Source organism: Cupriavidus sp. OV096, from assembly GCF_900115455.1.
Lineage (GTDB): Bacteria > Pseudomonadota > Gammaproteobacteria > Burkholderiales > Burkholderiaceae > Cupriavidus.
The window spans coordinates 447685-472355 of record NZ_FOWM01000001.1 but is presented as its reverse complement, the minus strand read 5'-3'; the positions used below and the strand labels follow the sequence as shown (position 1 = coordinate 472355).

The following is a 24671-nucleotide window of genomic DNA, read 5'->3' as shown; positions in this document are numbered from 1 at the left end:
GAGGGCGTACCCCTCAGCGCAGCATCCTGCGCCGCAGCAGCACCAGCGCCACCAGCAGCGCGGCCACGGCGTACACCGCCAGCACGGCCAGGTGCAATCCCCCATGTTCCACCGGACGACCCAGCATCAGGGGGCGAATCAGCGCCACCGCGTGGGCCAGCGGCAAGACCTGCGTCGCGGCCTGGGCGCCGGCCGGCAATTGCTCCAACGGGAAGAACACGCCCGAGAGCAGCAGCATCGGCGTCATCACCAGCGTCTGGTAGAACATGAAGAAGTCGTAGCTCGGCGCCAGTGCCGTGACGATCATCGCCAGACTCGCGAAGGCGATGCCCGCCAGCACGATCACCGGCAGCGCCGCCAGCGCGCCCGGGAACTGCGCGTAGCCGAGCGCGCCCGCCACCAGCATGATCGCCACGCCGGACAGCACGGCCTTGCTGGCCGCCCAGAGGATCTCGCCCAGCACCACGTCGCCCAACGTCAGCGGGGCATGCATGATGGCCTCCCACGTGCGCTGCACGTGCATGCGGGAGAACGCGGAATACATCGACTCGAAGCTCGCCGACATCATCACGCTTGACGCCGTGGTGCCCGCCGCCAGGAAGGCGATATACGACACCCCGTGCACCTCCCCGACCAGCAGGCCCAGCCCCAGGCCGAGGCCGAACAGGTAGATCATCGGGTCGGCCAGGTTGCCGATCATCGACGGAATGGCGAGCTTCTTCCACACCATGTAGTTGCGATACCAGACCATCATCCAGTTGCGCGCATTGCGTGGCAGCAGCGGTTGGGGATAGTGCTGGCGGGGTGGCGGCGCGGGGCGTGGCACGGTGGCCGCCACGTCGGGCGTGCGGGGGTCCTGTTCGCTCATTTCAGTCTCTCATGTCGCGGCCGGTCAGCTTGAGGAACACGTCCTCAAGGTTGGCCGGCCGGTGCAGGTAGCGCACGCTGCCATTCCCGTGCAGCGCGGCCAGCAGTGGGCCCGGTTCGCGCACGTAGCAGAACAGCGTCTCGCCCCGCATCTCCGTCCGTTCGGCTAGCGGCGTCACGCGTTGGCGCAGCGGCTCCAGTTCGTCGCCGTAGACCTCCACCACATCGCAGCCGATTTCCCGGTCGATCAGTTCGTGGGGCTTGCCTTCGGCAATCTTGCGGCCACCGTCGATCACGCAAAGGTGATTGCAAAGGCGCTCGGCCTCTTCCATGAAGTGCGTGGTCAGCAGGATGGTCTTGCCCGCCGCGATCAGCGACTTCAATCGCTCCCAGATCAGGTGGCGCGCCTGCGGGTCCAGGCCGGTGGTGGGCTCATCCATGACCAGCAGGTCCGGATCGTTGATCAGTGCCCGCGCCACGGTCAGGCGGCGGCGCATGCCGCCGGAGAGGTCGCGTACCTGCGCGTCGGCCCGGTTCTCCAGCCGCGCGAACTCCAGCAGCATCGGCACGCGCCGTGCAATCTCGGCGGATGACAGGCCGAAATAGCGCCCGAAGATGCGCAGGTTCTCGATCACGGAAAAATCCGGGTCGAGGTTGTCGAACTGCGGCACCACCCCCACGCGCATGCGCGCCTGTGGCGCCCGCTGCGGAATCGGCTCCCCGCACAGCATGAGCGTGCCGGAGGCCGGCGTGGTGAGGCCCAGCAGCATGCGCAGCGTGGTGGTCTTGCCGGCGCCATTGGGGCCGAGCAGGCCGAAACACTGGCCGCGCTGGACTTCGAGGTCGAGGTTGTCGACGACGACCGTGTCGCCATACAGCTTGCGCACGTTGCGCATCTGCAGGATGGGAGGGGTAGCAGCAGTCAAGGCGAAGGCCCGGTGAGTGCGATCCCGCCATTATGCCGGTTTGCGGGTATCGTTCCGGAGTGCGGGGCCAATCCTCCGCGATGACAGGGGAGACAAGATGAGTGTGGAAGAAGTGCTGGCCCAGTGGCAGGCCGACGAGGAGCGTGTTCGGGCACAACTGGCACCGGTGGGGCTGATTACGCGCGACCAGCTGCGCGCGCGCTCCGGGGCGGAGTTTTTCGACGATATCCTGTCTGGCAAGCTGCCGGGCATCCCCATCGGCAATCTGGTCGGCTTTGTGCCGGTGGCGTTCGAGGCGGGCCGCGTGGTGTTCCAGGGCACGCCGGGGCCGGAGCACTACAATCCGCTCGGCACCGTGCATGGCGGCTACGCGGCCACGCTGCTCGATTCCTGCGTGGGATGTGCCGTACACAGCATGTTGCCGGCCGGGAAGGGCTATACGACGCTGGAACTCAAGGTGAACTACGTGCGCCCGCTGACCAGTAGCACCGGCCCTGTGCGCGCGGAGGGCAACGTCGTGAGCCTGACCAACCAGATCGGCATTGCCGAAGGGCGGCTCACGGACGCGCAGGGCAAGCTCTACGCCTACGCCACCACCACGTGCCTGGTATTTCCGCTGCCGGTCTGAGCGGGGCGCGACCCAGATCCAACAACAACAAGGAGAACATCATGACGTTTGAACACTGGCTGGCGTTCGCGCTGACGAGCCTGGTGCTGCTGGTCATTCCGGGGCCGACGATCTTGCTTGTGATTGGCGATGCACTCGCCCACCGAGGCCGCAGCGCGTTTGCCACGGTGGCCGGGGTAGCGGCGGGGGATCTGACGGCTTTCACGCTGTCGATGGCCGGACTGGGCGCGGTGCTGGCGGCTTCGGCCACGCTGTTCACGGCGCTGAAGTGGGCCGGGGCGGCCTATCTGGTCTATCTGGGTGTGCAGGCGTTGCGCTCGGCCAGCCGTGCCAGCGCGCTCGACGTGCCGGCGCAGGCAGGCAGCGCGGGGCAGCGTTTCGCCAAGGCGTGGCTGGTGACGGCGCTGAACCCGAAGAGCATCGTGTTCTTCGTGGCATTCGTGCCGCAGTTCCTGGACGCGCATCAGGCGTTCTGGCCGCAGGCTGCGGTGCTGATCCCGACCTTCGTGGTGCTGGCCAGCGCCAACGCCATGGTCTACGCGCTGCTGGCGCGCTCCCTGGCCACCCGACTGACCACGCGCCGTGCGCAGGCCAATGTGCAACGTGCCGGCGGCATCACCCTGATCGGGGCCGGCGCGCTGATCGCCACGCGCACTTGATGGGGTGAGGTGAATTGGGACGAAAAAAAACCGCCAGCATGCTGGCGGTTTTTTATGCAATGCGCGAATCAGTAGAGCTTCTTCGGCAGCATTTGCATGCGCAGACGCTTACGCAGACGCGACTCGGCAGCCTTCTTCTTGCGCTTGCGCTCGGTCGTCGGCTTTTCGTAGGCGGTACGGCTCTTCAGTTCCACGATCAGGCCAGTCTGCAGAATGGCGCGACGGAAACGACGCATTGCAACTTCAACGGGTTCACCCGGCTTCAGAACGATCTTAGTCAACTCAGTCCTTTGAGGGAATGCCGCGGGGCGGCGGGTTCATACGAGGGGGAAACGTCGTCGCTGTGGGGCTCCGGAGCCTTCTGCGACGGTGGTATTGCACGCTGCGGCGAATGCCGAGGTGCGCCCCCGTCGAACCTGCAAGCTTGGACCGGGGTCCGGACTGCCAGTGTCAGGGGTGAAGGGCCAAATTTTCCTACGTAGTAAAAAACTTGGCGAGATACCTGTTTCCTTGGATATTGCGCAAATGATACGCCGGTAAGCTTTTACAGGTATACGAGCCCGGAGTCAAGATCAAGGCGCGCACGGGCCGCATATCCGCGAAAAATGCGTGGAAAAGTGCCCGATAGGACGTGCGAAGGTGGGATGGATGGCGCCGATGGAGGGGCCCCGGCCACCTCCAGTCCACCCGCCGCGAGGGGGCAGGCGAAGGCTGCCGCTGTGCTTTCATGGATTCTCGCTAACCACAACAAGACGAGGAGAAGGGCCATGATTCGCAAGTTGCTGCGTCAGAGCGCATGCGCGCTGGGCATACTCGGGTGCCTGTTCACGGTGTCCAGCCCGGCACATGCCGGCTACACCACGACCAAGTATCCGATTGTCCTGATCCACGGCTGGGGCGGCTGGGACAGCCTCGCCGGCTTCTACAGCTACTTCTACGGCATTCCGCTGGCGCTGGAGGCCGATGGCGCCGACGTGTATGTCTTGCAGGTGTCGGCGGTCAACAGCACCGAGACGCGCGGCGAGCAGGCGCTCGAGCAGATCCAGCAGATCCTGGCCGCGACGGGCGCCGAGAAGGTCAACCTGATCGGCCACAGCCATGGCGGGCCGACCTCCCGCTATGTGGCCGGCGTGCGCCCCGATCTGGTGGCGTCGGTCACGGCGGTCGGCGCGCCGAACTGGGGGGTGCCGTTCGCCGACGCCGCCAATGGCCTCGGCAATTTCAGCCAGTCCGTGGTGAACAGCGTCACGACGGCTGTCGGCACCTTGATCGACCTGCTGTCGGGTGGCGGCCAGCCACAGAGTTCGGCAGCGGCGCTGGCCTCCCTGTCGACGCCCGGCATGAGCGCGCTCAACGCCCAGTTCCCGGGTGGGCTTCCCAGCACATACTGCGGCACCGGCGCGCCCGTCGCCAACGGGGTGCGCTACTACTCGTGGGGTGGGGACCGCGTGGTGACCAACGGCGCGGATGCCAGCGACGCCGCACTGATCGCCCTCAACGCGGCGAACACCGAGACGAGTGACGGCGCGATCCCGACCTGCAGCATGCACCTCGGCCAGTTCATCAAGGCCTATCACCTCAACCACCTTGACGAGATCAACCAGTTGGCAGGGCTGAGCAACGTGTTCGAGACCAATCCGATCACCATCTATCGCCAGCACGCCAACCGGCTGCAGCAAGCAGGGCTGTAATCGGTATGGGCATCCGTACGCGCGCTATGACTGGGGCCGTCGTTGCGGTGGTGGCCGTGGTGGCGATCCGGTCGCTGCCAGGCGACCCGGCATCGCCGCCCGCCACACCCGTTGCGACGACGGCTGCCGCCGTGCCCCAAGCGATGGGGCAGGTGGCATCGGACGATGACGCGACGGCTGCTTCCTTGCCGATTCCGTCCCACCTGCGGGGCGTGGCAGTCGACGGTGGGGTCGACCTCGATCGCAACGGCAGTCTGATCTTCAATCGCAAGCTCAAGAACCTGTTTCACCACATGATCGGCATGGCCGAGGGGGATCCCGCGCGGCTGTCTGGCGTGCGGGAGAGCCTCCGGACGTGGCTGCTGGAGCAGGCCACGCCAGCAACCGCGCGAGACGAAGTCATGGCGGCGTTCGATCGCTATATGACCTATCTCGAGGCGGCGTCCCACGTGCAACTACCGTCGCAATCGCCCGGCGATCTTGAACGCGTCTATCAGACCCTCGCCTTGTTGCGCCGTCAGCATCTGGGTCAAGTGATGGCCGAGGGCTTCTTCGCCGAGCAGGAATCGCTGGATCGCTATACCGTCGAGCAGCGCCGGGTCCTGGCGGATGACACGCTGAGCCCGGATGAGCGCAAGCAGCGCCTCGATGCGCTGGCGCAGCAGTTACCCGAGTCGCTGTCCCGGCCTTTGGCACAAACGCGCAAGATTTCGCAGCTGGCGCAGGACACCGAGTCACTGCGCGCAAGCGGTGCCAGCCAGGAAGCGATCGACCGCCTGCGAACCGAGCGCTTCGGCCCCGAGGCCGCCGAGCGATTCCGCGCGCTCGACCAGCAGCAGGCCCACTGGAAGCAACGTCTGGTGAGCTATCAGGCAGAGCGGGATGCGATACGCGCGGACAGCAGTCTCGCGCCGGAGGCCCAGGCGCGCGCGATCGATGAACTCGTCGCCAGGCGCTTCAGCGGCACCGAGGTCGTGCGGGTCCGGGGTTTGGGAAACTACTGAGAGGGGAGGGTGCTGCGAAGGGCAAGCAGAAAACAAAAAAGCCAGCAGGCGCTAACCTGCTGGCTTCTGTATTTCTTGGCTCCCCGACCTGGGCTCGAACCAGGGACCTACGGATTAACAGTCCGGCGCTCTACCAACTGAGCTATCGGGGAACAGCTGAGAAGGAAATTATAACCAGCCTCTCTTCGTTTCGTCAACAACTTTTCAACGTTTTATTATCCATCGAAAGCTGCTGCAAAAACTCTGGTTCGCCTCGAAACCGGCCTGCAGCGGGCGTTTCCGCCGATTGCTGCGTGTCGTGTTCGACAGCGAGGCCGCATTATAGCGAGCTTTTTGATTTGTGCAAACAAAAAAACCGCCCGAGGGCGGTCTTTCTGCATCGGCACTCGACAAGCTTAGTCGAACACCGGCGATTCCACGCCGAGGATCTTGTGCAGCTTCGGCGAAGTCGTCGTGTACTGCATGTGGATCTTCTTCTCGGGGAAGATGTACGGGGCGGCGCCGAACGCGGCCAGCGCGCACTCGTGGAAGCCCGACAGAATCAGCTTCTTCTTGCCCGGGTAAGTGTTGATGTCGCCCACGGCGAAGATGCCCGGGATGTTCGTCTGGAACTTCTCGGTATCCACCTTGATCTGCTTGCGCTCGAGCTCGAGGCCCCACTCTGCGATCGGGCCAAGCTTCGGCGACAGGCCGAAGAACACCAGCAGGTCGTCCAGCGGCAGGCGGCGCGTGACGCCATCGGCACCCGTGACCTTGATTTCGGTCATCAGGCCGTCGCGTTCCTCGTAGCCGCTGATCTGGCCCACCAGGAACTGCATCTCCATCTGTTCGCACAGTTCCTTCATCTTGGCGACCGATGCCGGCGCGGCGCGGAAGCCGTCGCGGCGGTGGATCATCACCACCGATTCAGCCTTGCCAACCAGGTCCAGCGTCCAGTCCAGCGCGGAATCGCCGCCGCCCACGATGACCAGGTTCCGGCCGTGGAAGCGGCTCGGATCCTTCACGCGGTAGAACAGCTGCTTGCCGTCGAACTTGTCGATGCCTTCCACCTTCACGGTACGCGGCTGGAACGAACCCACGCCGGCGGCGATGAAGATGGTCTTGGTGATGAAGCGCGTGCCGGTCGAGGTCTCGACGAAGAAACGGCCGTCCTCGCGGCGCTCCACGACGGCGACTTCCTGGCCCAGGTGGAACGTGGGCTCGAACGGCTCGATCTGCTTGAGCAGGTTGTCGGTCAGCTCCTGGCCCGTGCAGATGGGCACGGCCGGGATGTCATAGATGGGCTTGTCCGGGTACAGCTCCACGCACTGGCCGCCCACTACCTTGAGCGAGTCGATCACGTGCGCCTTGATTTCGAGCAGACCCAGTTCGAAGACCTGGAACAGGCCAACGGGGCCGGCGCCAACGATCAGCGCGTCGATTTCCAGCGGCTGGCCGCCGGGATTGCCGCCGGCCTGCTGGGTCGCGTCGGCCACGGGATTTGGAATGCTCAAGTCCATATTCGTCCTGATACGTTTGTGGGCACGCTGTGCCCGGTATTGCGGAAAGCGCGTGGGGCGGCTTTCTTGTTGTGGTGTTGCCGGGCTCAGCGCTGCAGGTATTGCAGCTTGTCGGTGGCGTCCTTCCATTCCTCGGCCTCGGCCAGCGGGGCCTTGGTCTTGGTGATGGACGGCCACGAACGGGCCAGTTCGGCGTTCAGATCGATGAAATTCTGCTGATCGCCGGGGACGTCTTCCTCGGCATAGATCGCGTTGACCGGGCACTCGGCCACACACACGGCGCAGTCGATGCATTCGTCAGGGTCGATGGCCAGGAAGTTCGGGCCTTCGCGGAAACAATCGACCGGACACACATCAACGCAGTCGGTGTAGCGGCAACGGATGCAGGATTCGGTGACAACGTGAGTCATTTCGGTTCCAAAAAGCGGATCGGTCTTCGATGGGAAACAGTTCAGGCCACTTGTGATGCCGCCGCGCCCGGCCGCCGGACACGCGCGCACGCGCATGTCAATCGGTGGAAGTCGGGGCGCACGGGGGCCGTGGCCTTTCAAAGACCGATATTGTATCCGAGCCTTCCCGCAAGGATAGCGAGTCTATATAGCCGGGTCAGATAGTTTTCTTATTTCTTTATGTGCTTTTGGGCGCGAACCGGCCAAAAATGGCCCAGAATCGGCCTCGCAACCGCCTGTTGCGCCACGAAAGGCCCGCAACGGACTAGTATTCCCCTGTGTGGCCCGGGGGCTTTCGGGTCATTTTTTCGCCTTCTAGCTCGATTTTCGGGACGCGCCATGCCGATTTCGTACCGCCTGACCTGCCTGCTGATCGCCATTTCGCTGGCGCCGGCCGCCGGCGCGCAGCCGATGGGCGGAGGCGGCGGGAATATGGCCGACAGCGTTGTCTCGCGGCTCGTGGCATGGCGGGCGCGCACCGACCAGCCCGTGGCGCTGGCCGCGCTGACCGCCTTCGACTGGGACAGTTTCAGCGTGGTGCGGGCCCCGGCCGGCGACAGCATGGCCAACTGCAGCCGCGAGGGCCTGGTGCCGTGCGGGCCGGAATTGCATCCGCCGCCGGGCACGCAGGTGCAGGTGCTGCGGTTCGACCGGGCCGGCCAGCAGGTCTATCAGGAGCGGATCATGGTGCCATTGGGCAATTTTGCCGATCCGCTGCCCTCCGCGGTCACCCGCGCGCGGGCCACGCTGGTCACCTGCGCCGATGGCGGCGGCGCGCCGCTCTGGTGCCTGCAGTCGGGCGCGCAGCCGGGGGTGCCGACGGGCACGCAGCCGGGCCTGCGCTGGCTCGATGGCAGCTAGTCCATCCCGGGGCCTTCCCTGGCCATTCGGCCAGTTTCGGTTAGCATGTGGACCTCGTCCCCGGCATGCCGTTTGCGCCACGCTATGATCATCCGCTCCCTGCTAGACACCGACCTGTACAAGTTCACGATGATGCAGGTGGTGCTGCACCGCTTCCCGCAGGCCCAGGTCGAGTACCGGTTCAAATGCCGCAACGCGGGCGTCGACCTGACCCCGTATATCGACGAAATTCGCGCCGAAGTGGCCAGCCTCTGCCAGCTCCGCTTCACCGAGGAAGAGCTCGACTACCTGCGCAGCATGCGCTTCATCAAGAGCGATTTCGTCGATTTCCTGGCCCTGTTCCACCTGAGCGAAAAGCACGTCGCGATCACGGCGTCCGAGAAGGGCGGCGGCGAAATCGACATCACGATCCGCGGCCCGTGGCTGCACACGATCCTGTTCGAGGTGCCGTTGCTGGCCATCGTCAACGAGGTCTATTTCCGCCGTACCCAACCGGAGCCGGATCTGGCCGAGGGTCGTCGGCGCCTGGAGACCAAGCTCGCGCTGCTGAAGGCGGCACCGTACGCCGACTGCGTGATTGCGGACTACGGCACCCGCCGGCGTTTCTCGGGCGGCTGGCAGGAAGAGGTGCTGCTGACCTCGCGCGGCGTCCTTGGCGCGCAGCTCGCCGGTACCAGCAACGTCCACTTCGCGCGGCTGCACAATATGACCCCGCTCGGCACCATGGCCCACGAGTACCTGCAGGCCTGCCAGGCGCTCGGCCCGCGCCTGCGCGACTCGCAGGTCTACGCGCTCGACCACTGGGCGCAGGAGTATCGCGGCGACCTGGGCATCGCCTTGTCCGATACCTATGGATTCGATGCCTTCCTGCGCGATTTCGATCTCTTCTTCTGCAAACTGTTCGATGGCGTGCGGCACGATTCGGGCGATCCGCTCGAGTGGGGCGAGCGCATGCTCGCGCATTACGCCTACCACCGCGTCGATCCGCGCAGCAAGACGCTGATCTTCAGCGATGCGCTGAACATCCCCAAGGTCATCGAGCTGTACGAGCGCTTCCGCGGCCGCTGCAAGCTGGCGTTCGGCGTGGGCACCAACCTGACCAACGACCTCGGCTACACGCCGCTCCAGATCGTCATCAAGATGGTGCGATGCAACGGCCAGCCCGTGGCGAAGCTCTCGGACACGCCCGAGAAGACCATGTGCGACGACCCCGGCTACCTGGCCTACCTGCGCCAGGTGTTCGCGATTCAGCCCCCGGCTTAACAACATTCACGCCCGGCGGCGCCCGCGTGCCGGCGCGGCCTTCTATAATCGGCCAGCCCCAGGAACCAACCCCTTACGCCATGGAAACCAACGCCGCCCGTGACCGCATCTTCGCCCGCATCCGCGCCGCCCAGGGCAGGGGGGCGAAGGTGACCACCGGCGAGCGCGAGGCCGTGGACGACTATCTCGCACGCCATCCGCAGGGCCCACAGCCGGACATCGCCGCCGATCGCATCGAGGCGTTCAGCCTGCAGGCGCAGAAGATGGCGTCCACCGTGGAGCGCGTGGCCACGCTGGCCGACGTGCCGGGCGCCGTCTCGCGCTATCTGGATGGCCTGGGCCTCGTGCGCCGCGCCGTGGCGTGGGACAGCCTGGGCGACCTGCCGTGGCAGGCGCAGGGGCTGGACGTGGCATGCCGGCCGCCGGCGCGCGATCCGCAGGTCGATCATGATCATGGCGACCTCGTCGGCATCACCGGCTGCTTCGTGGCGATTGCCGAGACCGGCTCGCTGATGCTGCTGTCGGGGCCGCAGACCTTCGCCTCGGCCGCGCTGCTGCCCGAGACCCATATCGCCGTAGTGCCGATTTCGCGCATCGTGGCGAACCTCGAGGAAGCCTTCGCGCGCATGCGTGCCGAGCATGGCCAGCTGCCGCGCGCCACCAATGTCATCAGCGGCCCGTCACGCACGGGCGACATCGAGCAGACCATCGTCCTCGGCGCCCATGGCCCGTACCGCGTGCACGTGATCCTCGTCGACCAGGACTGAGGGACAGCGCAGGTCCAATCCGAGGGCCGCCGGGCGTCACATTCCGGGTAATTCCAGCAGCATTTTCAGACCAGTCTCAAAGGGGTTTGCTTTACACTGGCCGCTTTCGAGACAAGGAGAACCTGCCCGATGATGCGACGCGCACGACGTGCCCTGGCACCGTGGCCCACCGCGATGCTTGCGGTCATCGCCCTGTTTCCGTCCATGGCCGGTGCCGCGGAGATTGATGGCGCCACGCTGTCGCCGCTCTGGGGCGTGCCGTTCGCCGGCGTTCTGCTGTCCATCGCGCTGTTCCCGCTGCTGGCCCCGCACTTCTGGCACCACCATTACGGCAAGGTGGCCGCGGCCTGGGGCGCGCTGTTCCTGGTGCCGTTCGCCATGCAGTTCGGCGTCCATGCCGCCGTGGCCAACACGGTGCACGCGCTGCTAGGCGAGTACATCCCGTTCATCGTGCTGCTGGGGTCGCTGTATGTGGTGGCCGGCGGCATCTGCGTGCGTGGCAACCTGCACGGCACGCCCCGGCTGAACACCGGCATCCTCGCGCTCGGGACCGTGCTGGCCAGCCTGATGGGCACCACCGGTGCGGCCATGCTGCTGATCCGGCCGCTGCTGCGCGCCAACGACAACCGCCGCCATGTGGCACACGTGGTGGTGTTCTTCATCTTCCTGGTGGCCAACGCGGGCGGTTCGCTGACGCCGCTCGGGGATCCGCCGCTGTTCCTGGGCTTCCTGAAGGGCGTCGAGTTCACATGGACGCTGCGCAACATCTTCCCCGAGACGGTGTTCCTGTGCGTGGCGCTGCTGGCGCTGTTCTATGTGGTCGACCGCCACTACTTCCTGAACAAGGAAGAGGAACTGCCGCGGGCGCAGGACCCCACGCCGGATTCCACGCGCCTTCAGATCGACGGCAAGATCAACTTCCTGCTGCTGGTGGGCGTGCTGGCACTGGTGCTGATGAGCGGGCTGTGGAAGCCGGGCATCGTGTTCGACGTGATGGGCACCGAGGTCACGCTGCCGGCGCTGATCCGTGATGTGCTGTTGGTGGGGATTACCATCGTGTCGCTGGTCGCCACGCCGCATAGCGCGCGCAGCGGCAACGAGTTCAACTGGGAGCCGATCCTCGAAGTCGGCAAGCTGTTCGCGGGCATCTTCCTGACGATCATCCCGGTCATCGCGATGCTCAAGGCCGGCACCGACGGCGCGTTCGCGGCGGTGATCCACGCGGTTAGCGATTCCTCCGGCCAGCCCATCGACAGCATGTACTTCTGGGCGACCGGTATCCTGTCCTCGTTCCTGGACAACGCGCCGACCTACCTGGTGTTCTTCAACACCGCCGGCGGCGACCCCGCCACCCTGATGACGCGCGACGCCTCGACGCTCGCCGCCATCTCGGCCGGCGCGGTGTTCATGGGCGCCAATACCTATATCGGCAATGCCCCCAACCTGATGGTGAAGGCCATTGCCGAAAGCCGCGGCGTGCGCATGCCGAGTTTCTTCGGCTACATGGCATGGTCCGGCGCCGTGCTGCTGCCGCTGTTCCTGGTGATGACGTTCCTCTTTTTCCACGTGTGACTGCCATGAAGCCCTCCGTCCTCGTTACCCGCGCGATCTACACCGACGTCATCGAACGTCTTTCGCAATATTTCGATGTCGACAGCAACCAGGAAGACCTGGTGCTGGACGCCGCCGCACTGAAGGCCCGCCTCGCGGGCAAGGCCGGCGTGCTGGCCAATGCGGCGGACAAGATCGACGGCGCGGTCGTTGCCGCGCTGCCGCAGCTGCGCGCGGTGTGCAACATGGCGGTCGGCTACAACAATCTCGACGTACCGGCCCTGACCGCCGCTGGCGTGGTGGCGACCAACACGCCCGACGTGCTGACCGAAACCACGGCCGACTTCGGCTGGGCATTGCTGATGGCCACCGCCCGCCGCGTGACGGAGTCCGAGCATTACCTGCGGGCCGGCAAGTGGAAGCGCTGGAGCTACGACATGCTCGTGGGCATGGACGTCTACGGCAGCACGCTCGGCATCCTTGGCATGGGTCGTATCGGACAGGCGCTGGCCCGCCGCGCGGCCGGCTTCGGCATGAACGTGCTGTATCACAACCGCAGCCAGCTGCCGGCGGAGACCGAGCGCGCGCTCAATGCGCGCTACGTCAGCAAGGCGGAGCTGCTTGCTCAGACGGATCACCTCGTGCTGGTGCTGCCGTACAGCCCGGAGAGCCATCACGCGATTGGCGCGGCAGAGCTGGCGGCGATGAAGCCGACCGCCACCCTGATCAACCTCGCGCGCGGTGGCATCGTCGACGACGCCGCGCTGGCCGCCGCATTGCGCGATGGCCAGATCTTCGCGGCCGGCCTGGACGTGTTCGAGGGCGAGCCGAGCGTCCACCCAGACCTGCTGACCGTGCCAAACGTGGTGTTGACGCCGCATATCGCGAGCGCATCGGAAAAGACGCGTCGCGCGATGGCCAATCTGGCCGCCGACAACCTGATCGCGGCACTCGATGCCGGCCCCAAGGCAGGCAACCCGCCTTCGGTGATCAACCCAGAGGTCATGGCGCGCCGCCGCTGAATCGGATATTCCTGAATTGATGACGTTGATTTCCGTCCTGACGCTTGCCGCCACCCTCGTGGCGGTGATCCTGCTGGCGGTGCTGCTGTGGCGCGCGCGCGCCGGGGCGGCATCCGCGGAACTGCTTGATGGCCTCGACCGGCTCGAGCGCGTGTTGCGTGGCGAAGTGAGCGCGGCCGCCCGGGATGGCCGCGACGAGTCTGGTCGGCAGATGCTGCGCTTCCAGCAGACCTTGTCGGCGCACCTGACCAGTATTGCCACGGTGCAGAACCAGCAAATCGCGCAGATGTCCGAGTCCAACGATCGCAGGCTGGCCGAGGTGCGGGCCACGCTTGAGCAGAAGCTGCGCGACATCGAGGCAAATAACGCCGCGAAACTGGAGGAAATGCGACGCACCGTGGACGAGAAGCTCCATGCGACGCTCGAGCAGCGGCTCGGCGAGTCGTTCAAGCTGGTGTCGGACCGTCTGGAGCAGGTGCATCGTGGGCTGGGCGAGATGCAGGTGCTGGCGCAGGGCGTGGGCGATCTCAAGCGGGTGCTGACCAACGTGAAGTCGCGCGGCACGTGGGGTGAGGTGCAGCTTGAGATGCTGCTGGAACAGATCCTCACGGCAGACCAGTACGGCAAGAATGTCGAGACCGTGCGCAACTCGGGGGCGCGGGTCGAGTTCGCGATCCGGTTGCCGGGCCGTGACCCGTCCAGGGGACCGGTCTGGCTGCCGATCGATGCGAAATTTCCGAAGGAGCAGTACGAGCGCCTTGTCGATGCCCAGGAGCACGGTGACGTTGACGGCGTGGCCGTGGCCGGCCGTGAACTCGAGGTGGCGCTGCGCCGGGAGGCACAGTCGATTGCCGAGAAATATCTGGCGCCGCCGGCCACCACTGACTTCGCGATCCTGTTCCTGCCGACCGAGGGGCTTTACGCCGAGGTGCTGCGCCGCCCGGGCCTGACGGACCTGCTGCAACGCGATTTCCGCGTAACCGTGGCCGGGCCGACCACGCTGACCGCCTTGCTCAACAGCCTGCAGATGGGCTTCCGGACGTTGGCGCTGGAAAAGCGTTCCAGCGAGGTGTGGGAAGTGCTGGGTGCCGTCAAGACCGAATTCGGCAAGTTTGGCGAGGTGCTGGCCAAGACGCGCGATACGCTGGTGCGCGCGGCGCGCAATATCGAACAGGCCGAGGTGCGGACCCGTCAGATGGAGCGCAAGCTGCGCACGGTGGAGGCGCTGCCCGGGGAACTCGCCGAACAGCTTTTGGGAACCGCCGCAACGGCGGGATCACCGGAGGAAGTGCAAGCACCTCCGTCCCAGGAGGACGCCGGCGGGGCGCAAGCCGCCAACGGCGACGTTACTGGTGATCTTCGGGCGTGAGTTCGCGCACGTGCACTTCGATACCGCCGAAGCGGGCGGCTACCCAGTTGTAGGCCTTGCAGCCGAGCCACAACAGGCCGAAGCCAATCAGTGCATTCAGGATCAGCGCGGTGAAAACCGTAATCCCCGGCAGGTCGCCATAGCGGATAAAGGCCACGAACAGGCCCATCGCCACGATTGGCACCGAGAAGCACAAATAGACCAGGACCAGTGCGCGCGCGGTCTTGACGGGGTGGAGGTACGCGATCTCCTGATTCATGACGACAGACAAGATATTGGGGAGTTGATTTTTCGTGCTGCAAGTGTAGCGACTGGGGCTTGCGACGCATAGTCCGTCACTCGCGGGGCGCACAAAAAACGACACCGCAACGTGCGCTGTCATACGACGACCGCCGATTCGGTCATTGATTCCGCTCATCAATGCGGCGCACCTATGCCTTGGGTGTTCCGCATGGCGGATTGCAACGAATTACATCAGCCCGTCGAACAGCATCACCTCGACCAGATCGCCAGCCGCGACGGCGTCCTGCTCGTGGCCCAGCACGATGAAGCAGTTGGCCTCGCTCATCGACCGCAGCACGCCCGAGCCTTGCTGGCCGGTGATACGGACTTCCCAGCCGCCATCGGCCGCCGGCGCCAGGATGCCGCGCTGGTATTCCGTGCGGCCGGGCTTCTTGCGGATGGCTGCCGCGCTGCGCACGCGCATCAGCGGCAGCGGCGGCACGTTGGCGCCCATCTGTCGGTGCAACGCGCCGCGCACGAAGTGGTAGAAGGTGACCATCACGGCCACGGGGTTGCCGGGCAGGCCGAAGAGCAGGGCCTCCCGACCGTTCGATGCAATGCGTCCGAATGCCATCGGGCGGCCCGGACGCATGGCGATCTTCCAGAAAGTGACATCGCCCAGCCGCGCCATGATCTGCTTGGTGTAGTCGGCTTCGCCCACGGACACGCCGCCAGACGTGATCACCGCATCGGCGTTTTCGCAGGCACTGCGGAATGCGGCTTCGAGCGCGGCGGGGTCGTCGCGGACCACGCCCATGTCGATCAACTCGACATTGAGCCGCCGCAGCATGCCGTGCAGCGTGTAGCGGTTGGAGTCGTAGACGCAGCCGGGGCCGAGTGGCTCGCCAATCGAGCGCAGTTCGTCGCCGGTGGAGAAAAACGCCACGCGCAGCCGGCGCCGGACCTTGATTTCGGCCACGCCGAGCGATGCCAGCAGGCCGAGGTCCGCCGGTTGGAGAATGCGGCCGGCGGCCAGTGCCGCCTGACCGCGGGCCAGGTCTTCGCCGCGCAGCCGGCGGTTGTCACCGGGGCGCACGGCATCGGCCGCAAAACGGATCTGGTTGCCGCCCGCCTGCACATCCACGAATTCCTGCGGCACCACAGTGTCGCAGCCATCGGGCATGATCGCGCCGGTCATGATGCGCACCGCCTGGCCCGCCGTGGGCGCCGCGTCGAGCGCATTGCCGGCGTAGGCCGTGCCGATGACTTCCAGGACCACGTCGCCGCCGGCTGCCAGCGCAGCGCTCTGGAAGGCGTATCCGTCCATCGCCGAGTTGTCGTGAGCGGGCACGTCGATGGAGGAGATCACGTCCTCGGCCAGCACGCGGTCGAGCGCGGTGCGAATCGCCAGTTGCTCGGTGCCGCGCACCGGCTCGATCACCTGGCCGATGATCGCGTTGGCCTGGGCCACGGGCAGGGCGGTCGGGTCGTAGTCAGAAAGGCAGGAGATGACGGATTGCAGGGATGGCATGAGCAGTCTGCGGCGAAAAGAAGCGAAAACAGCGAAAAATGGCGGAAAACGCGGGTGAAAACGCGGTTAAGGGCGGATGCCCGAGTCTAACCCGTGCGATGCGCTCAGCGGGCCTCGTGTGTGCGTAGTTCGTCCAGCGTATTGATGTTGGCGAACGCGTCGGCGTCGGCGAACGGCACCTCCGCGAGCCGGTGGCTGGCCGCCCAGGTTTCGATCTTGCGCCCGCCGCCATTGATGTAGGCGATCAGGCTATCGAGCGCAGTGACCGGCATCAGGCAGAACACCGGCTGGGTTTGCCGGTGCCCGTCGGCATCCACCGTGACCGGAATCGCCATCTCGGCACCTTCGGCCTCGATCGCCTGCGCCAGCCGCTCGACGAGGTCGGTGGGCAGGAACGGCGTATCGCACGGCGCCGTGACGAGCCAGCCGGTGCTGCACTGCTCGAGCCCGGCCATCATGCCGGCCAGCGGGCCCGCGAAATCGGGCACGGAGTCGGTGACCACGGGCACCCCGAACGACTCGTAGGCGGCGAGGTTGCGATTGGCGTTGATCAGCATCGCGCCGGTCTGCGGTGTCAGGCGCATCAGCGTGTGCATCGCCATCGGCACGCCGCGCAGCGGTTGCAGGCCTTTGTCGGTGCCACCCATGCGGCTACCCCGGCCGCCGGCCAGGATCAGGCCCGTGATGTCTTCGCGTGCGATCATGACTTTCGGAAAGTTGTGAGGCGGCGCCGGGGGCCGGGATGGCCCGGGTCAGCCGCCAATGTAGGACATCTCGATCTTGCGTTCGGCGCGCGCCAGGCGCACGGCCGGATCGCCCCGCTGCTCGGAATAGTTGTCGGTGCGGCCTTGCCAGACCTGGGCGATGGCATTGGCGATTTCCAGGTCGCTATGGCCGCCGCGCAGCAGCGCGCGCAGGTCGTAGCCCTCGGTGGCGAACAGGCACAGGTACAGGCGGCCCTCGGTGGACAGCCGGATGCGGCTGCAATCGCCACAGAACGCGTGCGTCACGCTAGAGATCACGCCGATTTCGCCCGCGCCATCGCGATAGCGCCAGCGCTCGGCCGTCTCGCCCGAGTAGTTGGCGGGAATCACCTCGAGCGGAAATACTTCGTCAATCCGCCGCACCACGTCGGCGGAGGGTAATACTTCGTCCATTTGCCAGTGGTTGCTGGCGCCAACGTCCATGAATTCGATGTAGCGGACGATGATGCCGCTGCCACGGAAATGGCGGGCCATCGGCACGATTTCGGCGTCGTTGGTGCCGCGCTTGACCACCATGTTGACCTTTATCGGCGCCAGGCCGACGGCTTGGGCGGTCTCGATGCCGTCCAGAACGTCGCGCACCGCGAAGTCAACGTCGTTCATCTTGCGGAACGTGGCGTCGTCGATGGCGTCCAGGCTCACGCTCACGCGCGACAGGCCGGCATCGCGCAACGACTGCGCCTTGCGCCCCAGCAGCGACGCATTGGTGGTCAGCGTCAGGTCCAGCGGCTTGCCCGAGACGGTCTCGATGCGCGCCAGCATTTCCACGAGTTTTTCGATGTTCTTGCGCAGCAGCGGCTCGCCGCCGGTCAGCCGGATCTTTTCCACGCCCTGCGACACGAACAGGCGCGCGGTGCGTTCGATCTCCTCGAAACTCAGCAACTCGGAATGCGGCAGGAAGGTGTAGTCCTTGTCGAACACCTCCTTGGGCATGCAATACACGCAGCGGAAGTTGCAGCGGTCCGTCACCGAGATACGCAGATCGTGCAGCGGCCGGCCGCGGGTGTCCGCCACGAGGCCCGAGGGTGTGTCGAGGCGGGACGGAATGCTTGGCACCATCGAGCGATAGCGATGGTCGCGCAGGTCGAGGATGGGAATGACGGTGTCGGTCATGGCCTGGGGGTGGCGACGCCGCTCTCCGGCGCGATGTGTGCATCCGGGGCGGTTCTGTCTGCCATTCTAGCCGAGGTGGCTGACGCGCCGGCGGCGACCGTGCACTTCGCAGGGGCACAGTGGGGCGGTGGCGGCGCCAGTACAGCGGTGTGATGCCCGCATCATATGTGGCGCCCCATGAAAAAAGGGACGGCTTCGGCCGTCCCTTTTCCCTTTTGGGCTGCCAGCTTGCGCTGGCCGACCTTACTGCTGTTGCTGCTGCTGGTCGCGCTGAGCGTCAGTTTCGACCATGACCATCGGACCTTCCGGCAGCGGGGGCAGCGGCTTGCGCTCGCGTTGCACACGCGGGGCCGGTGCTACGTTGGCGGCGGCGGCCTGGGCGGATTGCAGCTTGGCGGTGTCCGTGTGCACCCACTGGAGGCCGGCCGAAGCCAGCATCGGCTCGAGGGCATCGGCACGCAGCGGGGCGGCGGCCGGTGCTGCCACCGGGGTCGGCGCGACGGCAGGCGTCGCGATGACCGGCTCGGCAACCGGGGCGGCCACGATCGGGGCTGCCACGACCGGCGCAGCTTCGACCGGCGCCGGTGCCGGGGCTTCCACCGCCGGGGCGGTGTAGACCGGTGCGGGCGTCACGACCGGCGCGGCTTCGGGGGCGCTGACCGGTGCGAACACCGGTTCGGCCACCGGGGCCGGGCTCACGGGCTGGGCCGGTTGGCTCGGTTGGGCGTAGGCGGCCGGTTCCACACGGGCCACGGTTTCCACCGTCTCACGCGTTTCCACGGCTTCGGTGACTTCGGCGACTTCCGCCACGTGGGCCACGCGGGGGACTTCAGCCACTTGGGCCACGGCAACCGGTTCCGGCTGGGCCACGACTTGCGGTGCAGCCTGGGCGGCCACCGGGGCGAATTCCGTCTCGGTCACGCCTGCGGCCACTTCGGCCAGGTTGGACGTGTCGTTGGCGTCGCCATTCTCGCCGTTTTCGCCATCGGCGCCTTGCACACCATCTTCGCGCTCGCGGCGATAGCGGTTACGGCCACGACGGTTACGGCGGCGGCGTTCTTCGCCCTCAGCACCTTCCGTCGCCACGGCTTCCACGCCTTCCGGCAGTTCCGTCGCGGCGGCGGCTGCCACCACGGCCACGGCCGGAGCGGCTTGCGCCGCTTCGAATGCGGTCTGCGGCGCGCCTTCGGCGTTCAGGGCTTCCTCGGTCTCGCGGGTATCGCCACGCTCACGTTGACGTTCGCGTTGACGCTCGCGGCGTTCCTGGTTGCGCTCGCGGCGGTTGCCTTCCTGGCGGGCTTCGCCACCTTCGGGCTGACGGGCGATGGCCGGCGTGGCCTGCTGGCCGTCGCGCGGGGCGCGTGCCGGACGCTCACCACGTTCGGTGCGCTCGGTGCGCTCGGTGCGTTCACCACGCTCAGTCCGCTCGCCACGTTCTGCACGATCCCCGCGTTCCGCGCGCTCACCACGCTCGGCGCCACGTTGTTCACCGCGCTCGCCACGTTCACCGCGTTGGCCACGGCCCTGGCGTTCACCACGCTCGCCGCGTTCACCACGTTGTTCGCGATCACCGCGTTCGCCTCGTTCACCGCGTTCGCCACGACCTTGGCCACGGCCTTCGCCGCGACCTTCGCCACGCTGGCCGCGTTCGCGACGACCGTCGCCGCGTGCCTGGGCGTCAGCGGCCGGCTTGGCCGGCTCGGCCACCGGGGCGGCGGCCGGACGTGCGCCGAACAGACCCTTCAGCCAGGCGATGAAACCGCCGGCTGCCACGGGCTGCGTGGCCGGTACCGGCCTTGCCGCAGCGGCTTCCGGGCGCGGAGCGCGCTCGGGGCGGGGCACCGACACCGGGGCCGGCGCGTCGGGCGTAATGCCCTTGACTGCGGCTTCCTGGCGCGGACGCGCATCTTCCTTCTTGCGGCTGCTGTAGCTCGTGTCCGCCTCGAGTTCCTTGGCGGCGGCCTCGGCCATGCGATAGCTGGCCGTGGATTCCTCCAGGCGCGGATCGTCGTGGCGCAGGCGCTCCAGCTTGTAGTGCGGCGTCTCCAGGTGCTTGTTCGGGATCAACAGCACGTTCACCTTGAAGCGCAGCTCGATCAGGTTGATTTCCTGACGCTTTTCGTTCAACAGGAAAGCGGCCACTTCCACCGGCACCTGGCAGTGGATGGCGGCCGTGTTTTCCTTCATCGCCTCTTCCTGGATGATGCGCAGCACCTGCAGGGCGGACGATTCGGTATCGCGGATGTGACCTGTTCCATTGCAACGCGGGCAGGTGATGTGCGAGCCTTCCGACAGCGAAGGACGCAGGCGCTGGCGCGACAGTTCCATCAGGCCGAAGCGGCTGATCTTGCCCATCTGCACGCGGGCGCGGTCGTGGCGCAGGGCGTCCTTCAGGCGCGTTTCCACGTCCTTCTGGGCCTTGCTGGACTCCATGTCGATGAAGTCGATCACGATCAGGCCGCCCAGGTCGCGCAGGCGCAGCTGGCGGGCGATCTCGTCGGCCGCTTCCACGTTCGTGCGCAGCGCCGTTTCCTCGATGTCCGCGCCCTTGGTGGCGCGGGCCGAGTTCACGTCAACGGAAACCAGGGCTTCGGTATGGTCGATCACGATGGCGCCGCCGGACGGCAGCATCACCATGCGGGAATAGGCAGACTCGATCTGGTGTTCGATCTGGAACCGCGAGAACAGGGGCACGTCGTCCCGGTACTTCTTCACGCGGTTCATGTTGTCAGGCATGACCACGCTCATGAAAGCGCGTGCCTGTTCATAGATCTCGTCGGTATCGATCAGGATCTCGCCGATATCGGGCTGGAAATAGTCGCGAATGGCGCGGATGACCAGGCTCGATTCCAGATAGATCAGCAGCGGGGCCTTGTTGTCGCCGGCGGCGCCGTCGATGGCCTTCCACAGCTGCAGCAGGTAGTTCAGGTCCCACTGCAGTTCCTCGGCCGCGCGGCCGATGCCGGCGGTGCGGGCGATGATGCTCATGCCGTCCGGTACGGTCAGCTGGCCCATCGTCTCGCGCAGTTCCTGGCGGTCCTCGCCCTCGATGCGGCGCGATACGCCACCGCCACGCGGGTTGTTCGGCATCAGCACCAGGTAGCGGCCGGCCAGCGAGATAAAGGTGGTCAGGGCGGCGCCCTTGTTGCCGCGCTCTTCCTTCTCGACCTGGACGATCAGTTCCTGGCCTTCGTGCAGGGCGTCCTGGATGCGCGCGTTGCGCACGTCCACGCCGTCCTTGAAGAACGCGCGGGCCACTTCCTTGAACGGCAGGAAGCCGTGGCGCTCTTCGCCGTAGTTGACGAAGCAGGCTTCCAGCGAGGGCTCGATGCGGGTGATGACGCCCTTGTAGATGTTGCCCTTGCGCTGCTCGCGCCCGGCGGTTTCGATGTCGATATCGATCAGTTTCTGACCATCGACGATCGCGACGCGCAATTCTTCCTGTTGCGTCGCGTTGAACAGCATGCGTTTCATCGCAATACCTCATTCCAGTGTCGCGGAAGTCACACGAAAGGTGTCCGCGACGATCCATGGAGCACGCGAGGAAATAGAGCGGGGGCGGGAGAATTGCCGGAGTCGCCGGCGCGCAATACAACGCGGCCGGGCGGGGCGCGGGTGAAAGAGAGAGGCTGTCGACGTCTAGGCAGGCGTCCGCTGGGTCGGGGAGAGCGCCATGGCACTGCTCCTGATACAGCGACTTGCGGCGGATGCCCGGAATGGCCGGGGGCGATGCGGCAACGCACAATGCAAACGGCACTGGCTTCGCGGCATCGCGGCCGGCCGGGAATGGCCAAGACGCGTCAAAGAGCAAGTTTTCCGGACGCGGCAAGCGGGGCCGAATGTCAACCTGACCTGTCTCCTGGCGGGCGCGCCGCTGCTTCTTGGAGTTCTGCGACCGGGCGCCGGTAATACGACTAGCCGATATTGCAGGTCGGTTGGCAGGCTCGCCTGCCGGCCGGCACCGAGTTCCCGGTGCGGGCGGTCTTCTCTCACCGATGTGGATGCCTGTCGGGCATCCACATTGAATTCTGTTCTACCTGGATCACTCTGTTTCCACGTGCCCGCCGTTTCTCGCCGAAGCTGCCTCTGGGCAACTTCCTGCGCGCCGGCGCGGCGCGTGCGTGCTGCTGATTTCCACCATTTGCCCATCTGGCGCCTGCGGGGTACGCAAAATGCGGGAGACGGGCCGGGTTGATGGCAACCCGAAGTGTAAAATGCGTGATCCTGCGCGGATATTGGTGGCAATCCCCATCGGTCTCGCCACCCGCCAGCCCAACGTGGGCCCGCGCCTATATTGCTCACAGAATCGCTTACACAGGTCGTGCGCTGCCGGTCTTTGGCCGGAACAGCCGGGAAATTATATTGAAAATGAATGAGTTACGCCATCAAATTGAAAAGGAGCCGCGCGTCGCGCCCGGCGCGCTCCAGGTGGTGTACGTCACGGTGGACGAAAGTGCCGAGGGCCAGCGCATCGACAACTTCCTGCTGAAGGTCTCCAAGGGTGTGCCCAAGAGCCATATCTACCGGGTATTGCGCTCGGGCGAGGTACGCGTGAACAAGGGCCGGATCGACGCCACTTACCGGCTGAAGCTGGGTGATGTGATCCGGATCCCGCCCATGCGGGTGGCGGAAAAGGCACAGGATGCCGATGCTTTCGTGCCGTCCTCGGAATTCCCGATCCTGTTCGAGGACGCCTGGCTGCTGATTATCGACAAGCCGGCCGGCGTGGCCGTCCATGGCGGCTCGGGCGTGGCGTTCGGGGTGATCGAGCAGTTGCGCCGCGCGCGGCCCGAGGCGAAGTTCCTGGAACTGGTGCACCGGCTGGACCGCGAGACGTCCGGCATCCTGATCCTGGCCAAGAAGCGTTCGGCGCTGGTGCACCTGCACGAGCAGATGCGCGGCACGGGCATGGACAAGCGCTACTTCGCGTGCGTGGCCGGCGAATTCCAGAACACGCGGCAGCACGTCAAGCTCTCGCTATATAAATACAGCACGCCCGACGGCGAGCGGCGCGTGCGCGTGCAGGCCGATGGGCTGACCGCGCACACCATCTTCAACAAGGTGGAGGCCTTCCCGGGCTACACCCTGCTCGAGGCCGAACTGAAGACCGGCCGCACGCACCAGATCCGCGTGCACTTGCAGGCGTCCGGCTTCCCGATCGTCGGCGATGAGAAGTACGGTGATTTTGCGCTCAACAAGGCACTTTCACGCAGCAATGCCAAGCCCGGCATCAAGCGGATGTTCCTGCACGCGCACCGGATGACGCTGGCGCACCCGTCCACGGGCGAGCCGCTGACCGTTTCGGCGCCATTACCCGCCGAGTGTGTTGATTTTCTGCAACAATTGCGTCAACACCGCGCTGCGGACTGACGCGTCGCATCGCCGCCTCTGCAGCCGCCACACCACTTTCCGCATCGACCAAGGACCTCAATGGCCAGGCAGCGCTTCGACCTGATCGTCTTCGACTGGGATGGAACCCTCATGGATTCCACCCCGACCATCGCCAAATGCATCCAGTTGGCCAGCCGCGACCTGGGCCTGCCCGTGCCGGATGACAGCGCTGCGAGCCACGTGATCGGGCTTGGGCTGAAGGACGCGCTGTCCTATGCCGTGCCCACGCTCGACCCGGCCGACTATCCGCGCCTGGCCGAGCGCTACCGCTACCACTTCCTCACGCGCGATGCGGACCTCGTGCTGTTCGATGGCGTGCGCGAGATGCTCGAGGCCCTGCATGGCGAGCACTACTTCCTCGGCGTGGCCACGGGCAAGACGCGCGTGGGCCTGGAGCGGGCGCTGGCGGCCACCGGCCTCGGCAAGCTGTTCGATGGCACGCGTTGCGCCGACGAGACGTTCTCCAAGCCGCACCCGGCCATGCTGCAGGAACTGACGCGAGAGCTGGGCCAGGACGTGGCGCGCACGGTCATGGTGGGCGATACCACCCATGACCTGCAGATGGCGGTCAACGCCGGCGCGCACGGGCTGGGCGTCTGCTACGGCGCGCATCCGGCCGATTCGCTGCGCGCGATGGCGCCGGTGCACTGCGCCACGTCGATCGCCGATCTCCAGGAATGGCTGCTCACGCATGCCTGAGGCCAGCCTGCCGCCGCACCGCCTGTGCGCCAGCGACGAACTCGTCGATGGCGGCGCCGGCGTGCGGTTCTCGGTGCGCGTGGAAGCGCGCGAGATCGGCGCGTTCGTGGTCCGTTTCGACGGCGTTGCGCATGCCTACCTAAACCAGTGCGCGCACGTGCCGATGGAACTGGACTGGCAGGAGGGGCAGTTTTTCGATAGCGCGGGCCTATACTTGATGTGCGCGACACATGGCGCGGTTTATGCGCCAGACACCGGCCTTTGCGTGGGCGGCCCTTGCCGGGGCGCCGCGCTGGCCAAGCTCCGGACCGAGGAACGTGAGGGTGCTGTCTACTGGCTCCCCGAACCGCCTTTTTACCCGCCCGACGCCACCTGAATGATCCGCCGGGCCGCCG

23 protein-coding genes and 1 tRNA gene are annotated in these 24671 nt (G+C 66.1%); 13 read left to right on the top strand and 11 right to left on the bottom strand.

Features of this window, described 5'->3' with window-relative positions:
- Positions 1 to 13: 13 nt before the first annotated feature.
- The gene (locus BM115_RS02215; protein ID WP_092290099.1) at positions 14 to 868 is read right to left on the bottom strand and encodes an ABC transporter permease; all 855 of its coding nucleotides are present in this window, start codon (positions 866 to 868) and stop codon (positions 14 to 16) included.
- A 1-nt stretch (position 869) separates the two neighbouring features.
- Positions 870 to 1763: a nodulation factor ABC transporter ATP-binding protein NodI gene (gene nodI, locus BM115_RS02210; protein WP_369823373.1), complete on the bottom strand. Its 894-nt coding sequence runs from the start codon at positions 1761 to 1763 to the stop codon at positions 870 to 872.
- 127 nt (positions 1764 to 1890) lie between these two features.
- On the opposite strand from nodI, the gene BM115_RS02205 reads away from it, so the two are divergent.
- Both BM115_RS02205 and BM115_RS02200 read left to right on the top strand, forming a co-directional pair.
- Positions 1891 to 2421, top strand: coding sequence for a PaaI family thioesterase (locus BM115_RS02205; RefSeq protein ID WP_092290095.1), 531 nt, complete (start codon positions 1891 to 1893; stop codon positions 2419 to 2421).
- A 41-nt stretch (positions 2422 to 2462) separates the two neighbouring features.
- The gene (locus BM115_RS02200) at positions 2463 to 3080 is read left to right on the top strand and encodes a LysE family translocator (RefSeq protein WP_092290093.1); all 618 of its coding nucleotides are present in this window, start codon (positions 2463 to 2465) and stop codon (positions 3078 to 3080) included.
- Between the two features lie 68 nt (positions 3081 to 3148).
- Here the strand turns inward: BM115_RS02200 and rpsU are convergent, their stop codons facing one another.
- On the bottom strand, positions 3149 to 3361 hold the full coding sequence (rpsU, locus tag BM115_RS02195; protein WP_029044331.1) for a 30S ribosomal protein S21: 213 nt from the start codon (positions 3359 to 3361) through the stop codon (positions 3149 to 3151).
- Positions 3362 to 3847: 486 nt separating this feature from the next.
- On the opposite strand from rpsU, the gene BM115_RS02190 reads away from it, so the two are divergent.
- Positions 3848 to 4771 (top strand): esterase/lipase family protein, encoded by a 924-nt coding sequence (locus tag BM115_RS02190; RefSeq protein ID WP_092290091.1) that lies wholly within the window; start codon positions 3848 to 3850, stop codon positions 4769 to 4771.
- Positions 4772 to 4776: 5 nt separating this feature from the next.
- Entirely contained in the window at positions 4777 to 5775 is a 999-nt protein-coding gene (locus BM115_RS02185; RefSeq protein ID WP_092290089.1) for a lipase secretion chaperone, read from the top strand.
- Between the two features lie 76 nt (positions 5776 to 5851).
- Here the strand turns inward: BM115_RS02185 and BM115_RS02180 are convergent.
- From BM115_RS02180 to fdxA, 3 genes are all read right to left on the bottom strand, one after another.
- Positions 5852 to 5927, bottom strand: a tRNA-Asn gene (locus tag BM115_RS02180).
- Positions 5928 to 6170: 243 nt separating this feature from the next.
- Complete coding sequence (locus tag BM115_RS02175) at positions 6171 to 7274, bottom strand: NAD(P)/FAD-dependent oxidoreductase (RefSeq protein ID WP_092290087.1); 1104 nt, start codon at positions 7272 to 7274, stop codon at positions 6171 to 6173.
- Between the two features lie 86 nt (positions 7275 to 7360).
- Positions 7361 to 7684 (bottom strand): ferredoxin FdxA, encoded by a 324-nt coding sequence (fdxA, locus tag BM115_RS02170; protein WP_092290086.1) that lies wholly within the window; start codon positions 7682 to 7684, stop codon positions 7361 to 7363.
- 378 nt (positions 7685 to 8062) lie between these two features.
- Here fdxA and BM115_RS02165 point away from each other — a divergent pair, with 378 nt between their 5' ends.
- From BM115_RS02165 to rmuC, 6 genes are all read left to right on the top strand, one after another.
- Positions 8063 to 8584 (top strand): hypothetical protein, encoded by a 522-nt coding sequence (locus BM115_RS02165; protein WP_092290082.1) that lies wholly within the window; start codon positions 8063 to 8065, stop codon positions 8582 to 8584.
- An 84-nt stretch (positions 8585 to 8668) separates the two neighbouring features.
- Complete coding sequence (gene pncB, locus BM115_RS02160) at positions 8669 to 9847, top strand: nicotinate phosphoribosyltransferase (RefSeq protein WP_092290079.1); 1179 nt, start codon at positions 8669 to 8671, stop codon at positions 9845 to 9847.
- An 80-nt stretch (positions 9848 to 9927) separates the two neighbouring features.
- Entirely contained in the window at positions 9928 to 10614 is a 687-nt protein-coding gene (locus BM115_RS02155) for a LutC/YkgG family protein (protein ID WP_092290077.1), read from the top strand.
- Positions 10615 to 10746: 132 nt separating this feature from the next.
- Positions 10747 to 12186, top strand: a complete 1440-nt coding sequence (locus tag BM115_RS02150; protein WP_092290851.1) for a sodium:proton antiporter — start codon at positions 10747 to 10749, stop codon at positions 12184 to 12186.
- A gap of 5 nt (positions 12187 to 12191) precedes the next feature.
- Positions 12192 to 13187, top strand: coding sequence for a 2-hydroxyacid dehydrogenase (locus tag BM115_RS02145; protein WP_092290073.1), 996 nt, complete (start codon positions 12192 to 12194; stop codon positions 13185 to 13187).
- Between the two features lie 19 nt (positions 13188 to 13206).
- Positions 13207 to 14556 carry a DNA recombination protein RmuC gene (gene rmuC, locus BM115_RS02140; protein WP_092290071.1) on the top strand — a complete coding sequence of 450 codons (1350 nt, stop codon included), beginning with the start codon at positions 13207 to 13209 and terminating at the stop codon, positions 14554 to 14556.
- Here the strand turns inward: rmuC and BM115_RS02135 are convergent.
- The 5 genes from BM115_RS02135 to BM115_RS02115 all read right to left on the bottom strand — a co-directional run bounded on the left by BM115_RS02135 (position 14534) and on the right by BM115_RS02115 (position 21660).
- Positions 14534 to 14815 carry a hypothetical protein gene (locus tag BM115_RS02135; protein ID WP_092290069.1) on the bottom strand — a complete coding sequence of 94 codons (282 nt, stop codon included), beginning with the start codon at positions 14813 to 14815 and terminating at the stop codon, positions 14534 to 14536. The genes rmuC and BM115_RS02135 overlap by 23 nt on opposite strands.
- 210 nt (positions 14816 to 15025) lie before the next feature.
- Positions 15026 to 16309, bottom strand: coding sequence for a molybdopterin molybdotransferase MoeA (glp, locus tag BM115_RS02130; RefSeq protein ID WP_092290067.1), 1284 nt, complete (start codon positions 16307 to 16309; stop codon positions 15026 to 15028).
- Between the two features lie 104 nt (positions 16310 to 16413).
- A complete protein-coding gene (mobA, locus tag BM115_RS02125; RefSeq protein WP_092290065.1) occupies positions 16414 to 17013 on the bottom strand; it encodes a molybdenum cofactor guanylyltransferase MobA in 600 nt (199 codons plus the stop codon).
- A 48-nt stretch (positions 17014 to 17061) separates the two neighbouring features.
- Positions 17062 to 18186: a GTP 3',8-cyclase MoaA gene (gene moaA / locus BM115_RS02120; RefSeq protein WP_092290059.1), complete on the bottom strand. Its 1125-nt coding sequence runs from the start codon at positions 18184 to 18186 to the stop codon at positions 17062 to 17064.
- Positions 18187 to 18429: 243 nt separating this feature from the next.
- Positions 18430 to 21660, bottom strand: a complete 3231-nt coding sequence (locus BM115_RS02115) for an Rne/Rng family ribonuclease (RefSeq protein WP_092290057.1) — start codon at positions 21658 to 21660, stop codon at positions 18430 to 18432.
- A gap of 894 nt (positions 21661 to 22554) precedes the next feature.
- Between BM115_RS02115 and BM115_RS02110 the strand changes: the two genes are divergently transcribed.
- From BM115_RS02110 to BM115_RS02100, 3 genes are read left to right on the top strand one after another with little or no spacing between them, the layout of a single operon-like run.
- A complete protein-coding gene (locus tag BM115_RS02110; protein ID WP_092290055.1) occupies positions 22555 to 23556 on the top strand; it encodes an RluA family pseudouridine synthase in 1002 nt (333 codons plus the stop codon).
- 60 nt (positions 23557 to 23616) lie between these two features.
- Positions 23617 to 24276, top strand: a complete 660-nt coding sequence (locus BM115_RS02105; RefSeq protein ID WP_092290052.1) for an HAD-IA family hydrolase — start codon at positions 23617 to 23619, stop codon at positions 24274 to 24276.
- Entirely contained in the window at positions 24269 to 24652 is a 384-nt protein-coding gene (locus BM115_RS02100; RefSeq protein WP_092290048.1) for a Rieske (2Fe-2S) protein, read from the top strand. The genes BM115_RS02105 and BM115_RS02100 overlap by 8 nt, the downstream gene beginning before the upstream one ends.
- The last annotated feature ends 19 nt before the right edge of the window (positions 24653 to 24671 follow it).